This is a genomic window from Variovorax sp. YR752, from assembly GCF_943372545.1.
In genome coordinates, this window is record NZ_CALRZC010000358.1 from 1 (window position 1) to 5,469 (window position 5,469).

A 5,469-nucleotide genomic window follows, 5' to 3' on the forward strand; every position below is an offset into this window, starting at 1 on the left:
ATCGCAGGGCCCTCTCACCCCGAGAGCACGGGTGCCACCACTGTCGGCGGCCCCATTCCCTTGCCTGACCCGTTCGACAACGACATCAGCCCCTGGCTGGTGCGCCGGCTCGACCTGGCCACGGCGCTCGCCACGCAGCTGCGCGACGACGCAGCGCGCATTCTTCAACCACTGAACGACAACACCCCAGAAGCAAAGACCACCCCCGCCTGATGACCCAAGAGCTCCTTGCACACCCCTGGTTCGGCACCTGGCTTGCCGCCCTGATCGCCGTTCCCCTCGCCCTTCTCGCCCACCGCATCGGGGGCATGGTCCTCAGGCGGATCACCCGCCCGGCGCCCGCCGTGCATGCGATGGTGGTCAACTGCACCGCCCCCGCGCGGCTGGTGCTGCCGCTGGCGGCGCTCATGATGGTGTGGCAGGCGGCGCCCGAGGACCTGCGCTTCATGGGCAGCGTGCGGCATCTCACGGGGCTGCTGCTCATCGCGGCCAGCACCTGGTTCGTGCTCAAGGCCATCAGCGGCTTTGCCGACGGCGTGCTCGCGCAGCACCCTTCGGACATCTCCGACAACCTGCAGGCGCGCCGCGTGCTCACGCAGACCCGCGTGCTCGCGCGCACCGCCATGTCGGTCGTCGTCGTGGCCGGCGGCGCCATGATGCTCATGACCTTTCCGGGCGCACGCCAGGTCGGCGCCAGCCTGCTGGCCTCGGCCGGCGTGATCGGCATCGTGGCGGGTCTTGCGGCCAAGCCCGTCTTCAGCAACCTCATCGCCGGCCTGCAGATCGCGCTGTCGCAGCCGATTCGCATCGACGACGTGCTCGTGGTCGAAGGCGAATGGGGCCGGGTCGAGGAAATCACCGGCACCTTCGTCGTCGTGCGCATCTGGGACGACCGCCGCCTCATCCTGCCGCTCACCTACTTCATCGAGAAGCCGTTCCAGAACTGGACCCGCCACTCGGCCGAACTGCTCGGCTCCGTCTTCTTCTACCTGGACTACGGCACGCCGCTGGCACCGCTGCGCGCCGAAGTCGAGCGCATCGTGAAGGCCGCGCCCGAGTGGGACGGCCGCTTCTTCAACCTGCGCGTGACCGACGCCACCGAACGCACCATGCAGGTCCGCGTGCTCTGCACCGCGGCGACCTCCGGCCTGGCGTTCGACCTGCGCTGCAACGTGCGCGAAGGCGTCATCGACTTCATGCAGCGCGAGTACCCGCAGTTCCTGCCAAAGATGCGCTTCGAGGGCACCGATCCGGCGATGGGGCAGCCGGAAGTGTTGCGGCACGCGGCGGCGGGCTGAACGGCCAAGCGAGCGGGAATACTTCGGCGGTGAGTGGGCGGCGGCAGCCATGCGCTGCGCGCCCAAAGTCGATCGGATTCCACGAAAAGGGCATTTCTCCGCCACCACGGAAGCGCTGAAAGAGGCGCCACGCATTGACCATCCCTGTCTGCCGAAACGACGCACATCAGCGCTCGAAGGCAACAGGGAGGATCAAAAAATGCCATCGCAAGCAGGCGAGAAGATCGACTTTCGGAAGTCGAACAATTTCATGCGCTCCTGGTCAGCGCAGAGCGGGGAAATCTGTCGTGAGGGCATCGCGCTCTCCACGAACCGGGCACCCCCACCCATGCGGGGCCGGCTTGCAGCAGCCCCGGCCGCGCGGAAGTCGGTGGAGGTGCCTGCAAGAAAGACCGCCAAGCAAGACCCCTACGCCCACACGGTGCGCGGAGCGATCCACGCGGCGGAGGCGGTGTCGAACGCCGTGGGCAGCTTGCAGCAGTGGCTGAACTCACCGCCTGCGCCCCCGCCTCCTCCGAAAGGAAAGCCGAAGCCTGTCCAGACTGTCCCGCCGTTTGACATCCAGGACATCCCCGGCGCAATGCGCAAGATCGGCGCACCGGTCGGGGCCGACTTGATGGACAAGTGGTTTGCGGGGGCATTGAACTATCCGCCCACGCCGGGCGACGAGCGCAATGGCGTCAACCAGAACGGCGTGCCGTATCCGCCGAGCATGTTCGATACCACCTCCGTCAAGATCGACTGGGTGCTGAAATTTGCCAGAGCCAAGAGAGGACTGGACGATCTGATGTCTCGACTCGACACGCCAAAGGCACGCAAGGAGATCGCCAACGCGCTGCGTCCGTACCGGAACCTCCCGGACATCCGGCCCTGGCTGGAATGCCAGGGCGACATCGTTCGCTTTCACAAGGATTTCCAGTTTCAACAAGCGTCGGTCGAGGGCTCGCTGAGCCAGAAGCTGACGCAGTTCGTCACGCAATCGCTCTTTCACGAAGGCGTTCCGGATGACCTGACCTGCGCGCTGGGCTCCTTCAATCTTTACGCGGCAGTCTCGCAAGCCGAGTTCGACCCCAAGAACCGGGCCGCCATCGTGACTCACGTTTCCGTCTACGTGAAAGACAACTTCACATTCACAGATGCCTCAGGCAGCGCATCGCAATACCTCGGGCACTGGAGTCGGGGCCATGTGGCGATCGTTCCAGCTCACCAGACTGCAGCGATGGCGAACATCGGATGGCTCGACTACCCCGTGGCGCAAGGCGATGTGCGTGCAAAGGACGCCGTGCTGTATCCGGTCAAGAACTCAGACTTTCGCGCGTGGCAACGCAAACACAACCAAGGCGGCGACTTCATCATCTACACCGACAGGATCACCATGAAACTCGATACGCCGATCATGGTGACCTTGTGATGCCCAGCGTTCACGCCATGCTGCGCCGAACTACCCGCATCCTGCGCTGGATGCTTTGCATCGCAGTCGTTCTCTTCGGCATCAAGTATTGCTTCGAAGTGAAGGCCCGTGTCCGTGCCGACAACCATCCTGAAGCGTGGTGGAGCGAGGTGTCGCCCGATCGCGACGAGACGTACACCGCCAAGCTCGTCTTCATCAGCCGCACCTCGATTCTGCTGAGGCTCTATCGCACCGGCGACCCGACGCTTCTCGCGGAGCGCACTTACACGGAAGCCGGCGTGGCGCTCGGGTGGTCAGACGATGAGTTGATCTACGACACGGCCGACGAGTCCTTCCTTGGCGGCGGCATTCAGCTCCCACCGACCTACCTCGACAAACTTCTCGCCAAGTTGCCTTGAGAGCGTTGGAACAAGACAGGTTCTTCATGAAACTAGACACGCCGACCAGGGTGACTCTGTGATGCCCGTCTTCCGCACCATGCGCCGACGAGGCGCCCGCGTTCTTCTGTGGACGCTCTTGATCGCCATCCTTCTCTTCGGCATCAAGTACTGTTTCGAGGCAAGGGCCCGCGTCCGCGCCGACAACAATCCTGACGGGTGGTGGAGCAGTGCCTCAGATGTTCAAGACGAGGCGTACACGGCCAAGCGCGCGTCCATAGGCAACAACACGATTCTTCTGAGGCTCTACCGCACGGGTGACCCGACGTTGCTCGCTGAACGCAGCTACCAAAAGCACGGTGTCGAGATTCTCTGGACAGAACATGAGTTGATCTACGACACCTCCGACGCGTCCTATTTGGGCGGTGGCACCCAGCTCCCACCCACCCGCCTCGATAACTTTCTGGCGAAGCTCCCGTGAGAGCGTTGCCGCAAGACAGACGCTTCATGAAGCTCGATGCACCGATCGAGGCGGCGTTGTGATGCCCAGTGCTCGCGCCATGTTCCGCCGAGGCGCCCGCCTCCTTCGGTGGATGCTTTGCATCGCCCTCCTTCTCTTCGGCATCAAGTACTGCTTCGAGGTGAAAGCCCGTGTTCGTGCCGACAACCATCCCGACAGGTGGTGGAGCGAGGTGTCACCCATTCAGGACGGGGCTTACACGGCCAGGCTCGTCTTCGTCAGCCGTGGCACGATCCTGCTGAGGCTCTATCGCACGGGTGAGCCCACGCTGCTCGCAGAACGCACGTACACGGAGCACGGAGTTGAGCTCAGTTGGACGGACGACGGGTGGTTGATCTACGACACCTCTGACACGTCCTACCAAGAGGGCTCCATCCAACTCCCGCCCACCCGCCTCGACAACCTCATGGCGAAGCTCCCCTGACAGATCAGGAGGTCGGCGACCGCCGCCAAGCGCCGCCGCCCCTCCTCTCCCCTACCGCGCCGGCGCCACCGCCGGCAGCACCACCGGCGCCCCCAGCCGCGAGGCGCGTTCCCAGCCCGGTTGCGACTGCGCGCGCTCCAGCTCGGCCGCCACCTCCGCCCGCGTGCGCGGCTGCGAGGCCTTCACGGGAATCGGTGCGCCCCAGCGCAGCACGCCGGCCCACTCGGGGCTTTGCTGCGCGGCGCGCAGTTCGGCCACCACTTCGGCATCCGTCTTGCCGGGTCCGGCGTTTTCAGGGTGTTCCTTGATGCCCGCTTCGTTCGCCGCGAAATGCGCGCCGGCCTCGACGTGCTGCGGGCTGCGCGATGCGGCCGTCTGCGCAGCGGCCACGAGCGGAATCGTCGCTGCGGCCACGGCCGCCAGCATGAATGCCATCTTGCTGTTCTTCATGTGTCATCTCCTTCGAATGGCGCCGAAGAAGAACACCTTCATCGGCAATGGCGGTGTCTTGATGACCGCCATACCGACACACTAGAAATGCAACGCCGTCGCGATGCGGACGGCGCCATTACAAAGAGGCAATCGCCGGCAACGCAGCCGGCCCTGCGCCTCAGTCGGGCAGCGAGCCCGCAGGCGCCGCCACCGCGCGCGCCGCGATCGGCACCGACATCACGATCGACGTGCGCGTCTCGCCCAGGTGGTTGATGCTGCTCACGAACGATTCGAGGTGCTCGATGTCGCGCGCGACCACCTTCAGCACGTACGAGTCCTGCCCCGTGACGTGGAAGCACTCGAGCACTTCGCGCCGGCCGTCGAGCAGCTTCAGCAGCCGGGCCTTGTCGGGTTGCGCGGTCGTGATGCCGACGAGCGCGGTGACGGTGTAGCCCGCCTTGCGCGGCGGCACCACGGCGCGGTAGCCCTCGATGACGCCGGCTTCTTCGAGGCGCTTCACGCGCTCCGAGGTCGAGGGCACCGAAAGCGCCACCTGACGCGCGAGCGCCGTGAGCGAGGTGCGCGCGTCCTGCTGGAGCGCGTCGAGGATCTGCCAGTTCTTGGCGTCGATTTCCATGGATCTAAGGCCCGATTGAGAATTTCGCTTCCGATTTCAGGCAACGCATGCCGCGCGCCTGAATTTCGCCATTCTCGTCACGCGGGCCGCATCGAACAATCGTCGGCATGGACTTCCCTCTCTTTCTCAAGGCCCTTGTCATCGGGCTCTCGATTGCCGCACCGGTCGGGCCCATCGGCCTGCTGTGCATCCAGCGCACGCTCGCGCACGGCCGCGCCATCGGCTTTCTCAGCGGCCTCGGTGCCGCACTGGCCGATGCCTGCTACGGCGCGATCGGGGCGTTCGGCGTGTCGGCCGTGGTGTCGACGATGGTCGCGGCGCGCGTGCCGCTGGCGCTCGGCGGCGCGGCCTTTCTCGCGTGGATGGGCGT

The 5,469-nt window shown here is 65.2% G+C and carries 9 protein-coding genes; 7 read left to right on the forward strand and 2 right to left on the reverse strand.

Translation table 11 applies throughout. The annotated features are described in order from the left end of the window. The 6 genes from AAG801_RS39990 to AAG801_RS40015 form a co-directional block, all read left to right on the forward strand. Positions 1-213 (forward strand): hypothetical protein (locus AAG801_RS39990; RefSeq protein ID WP_341893429.1); only part of this gene is annotated, 213 nt, incomplete at its 5' end. Then, positions 213-1,298 (forward strand): mechanosensitive ion channel domain-containing protein, encoded by a 1,086-nt coding sequence (locus tag AAG801_RS39995; protein WP_341893430.1) that lies wholly within the window; start codon positions 213-215, stop codon positions 1,296-1,298. The genes AAG801_RS39990 and AAG801_RS39995, both read left to right, overlap by 1 nt. 49 nt (positions 1,299-1,347) lie before the next feature. Further along, positions 1,348-2,709, forward strand: coding sequence for a DUF6402 family protein (locus AAG801_RS40000; RefSeq protein WP_341893431.1), 1,362 nt, complete (start codon positions 1,348-1,350; stop codon positions 2,707-2,709). Beyond that, on the forward strand, positions 2,709-3,107 hold the full coding sequence (locus tag AAG801_RS40005) for a hypothetical protein (RefSeq protein WP_341893432.1): 399 nt from the start codon (positions 2,709-2,711) through the stop codon (positions 3,105-3,107). The genes AAG801_RS40000 and AAG801_RS40005 overlap by 1 nt, the downstream gene beginning before the upstream one ends. Positions 3,108-3,168: 61 nt before the next feature. Further along, positions 3,169-3,567: a hypothetical protein gene (locus AAG801_RS40010; RefSeq protein ID WP_341893433.1), complete on the forward strand. Its 399-nt coding sequence runs from the start codon at positions 3,169-3,171 to the stop codon at positions 3,565-3,567. A 61-nt stretch (positions 3,568-3,628) separates the two neighbouring features. Further along, positions 3,629-4,030: a hypothetical protein gene (locus AAG801_RS40015; RefSeq protein WP_341893434.1), complete on the forward strand. Its 402-nt coding sequence runs from the start codon at positions 3,629-3,631 to the stop codon at positions 4,028-4,030. Between the two features lie 51 nt (positions 4,031-4,081). Here AAG801_RS40015 and AAG801_RS40020 read toward each other — a convergent pair whose 3' ends face one another. Both AAG801_RS40020 and AAG801_RS40025 read right to left on the reverse strand, forming a co-directional pair. Then, positions 4,082-4,480 carry a DUF4148 domain-containing protein gene (locus AAG801_RS40020; RefSeq protein WP_341893435.1) on the reverse strand — a complete coding sequence of 133 codons (399 nt, stop codon included), beginning with the start codon at positions 4,478-4,480 and terminating at the stop codon, positions 4,082-4,084. Positions 4,481-4,640: 160 nt separating this feature from the next. After that, positions 4,641-5,099: an Lrp/AsnC family transcriptional regulator gene (locus tag AAG801_RS40025; protein WP_101489632.1), complete on the reverse strand. Its 459-nt coding sequence runs from the start codon at positions 5,097-5,099 to the stop codon at positions 4,641-4,643. 107 nt (positions 5,100-5,206) lie between these two features. Between AAG801_RS40025 and AAG801_RS40030 the strand changes: the two genes are divergently transcribed. Then, a partial coding sequence (locus AAG801_RS40030; RefSeq protein WP_341893436.1) for a LysE family transporter occupies positions 5,207-5,469 on the forward strand: 263 nt, incomplete at its 3' end.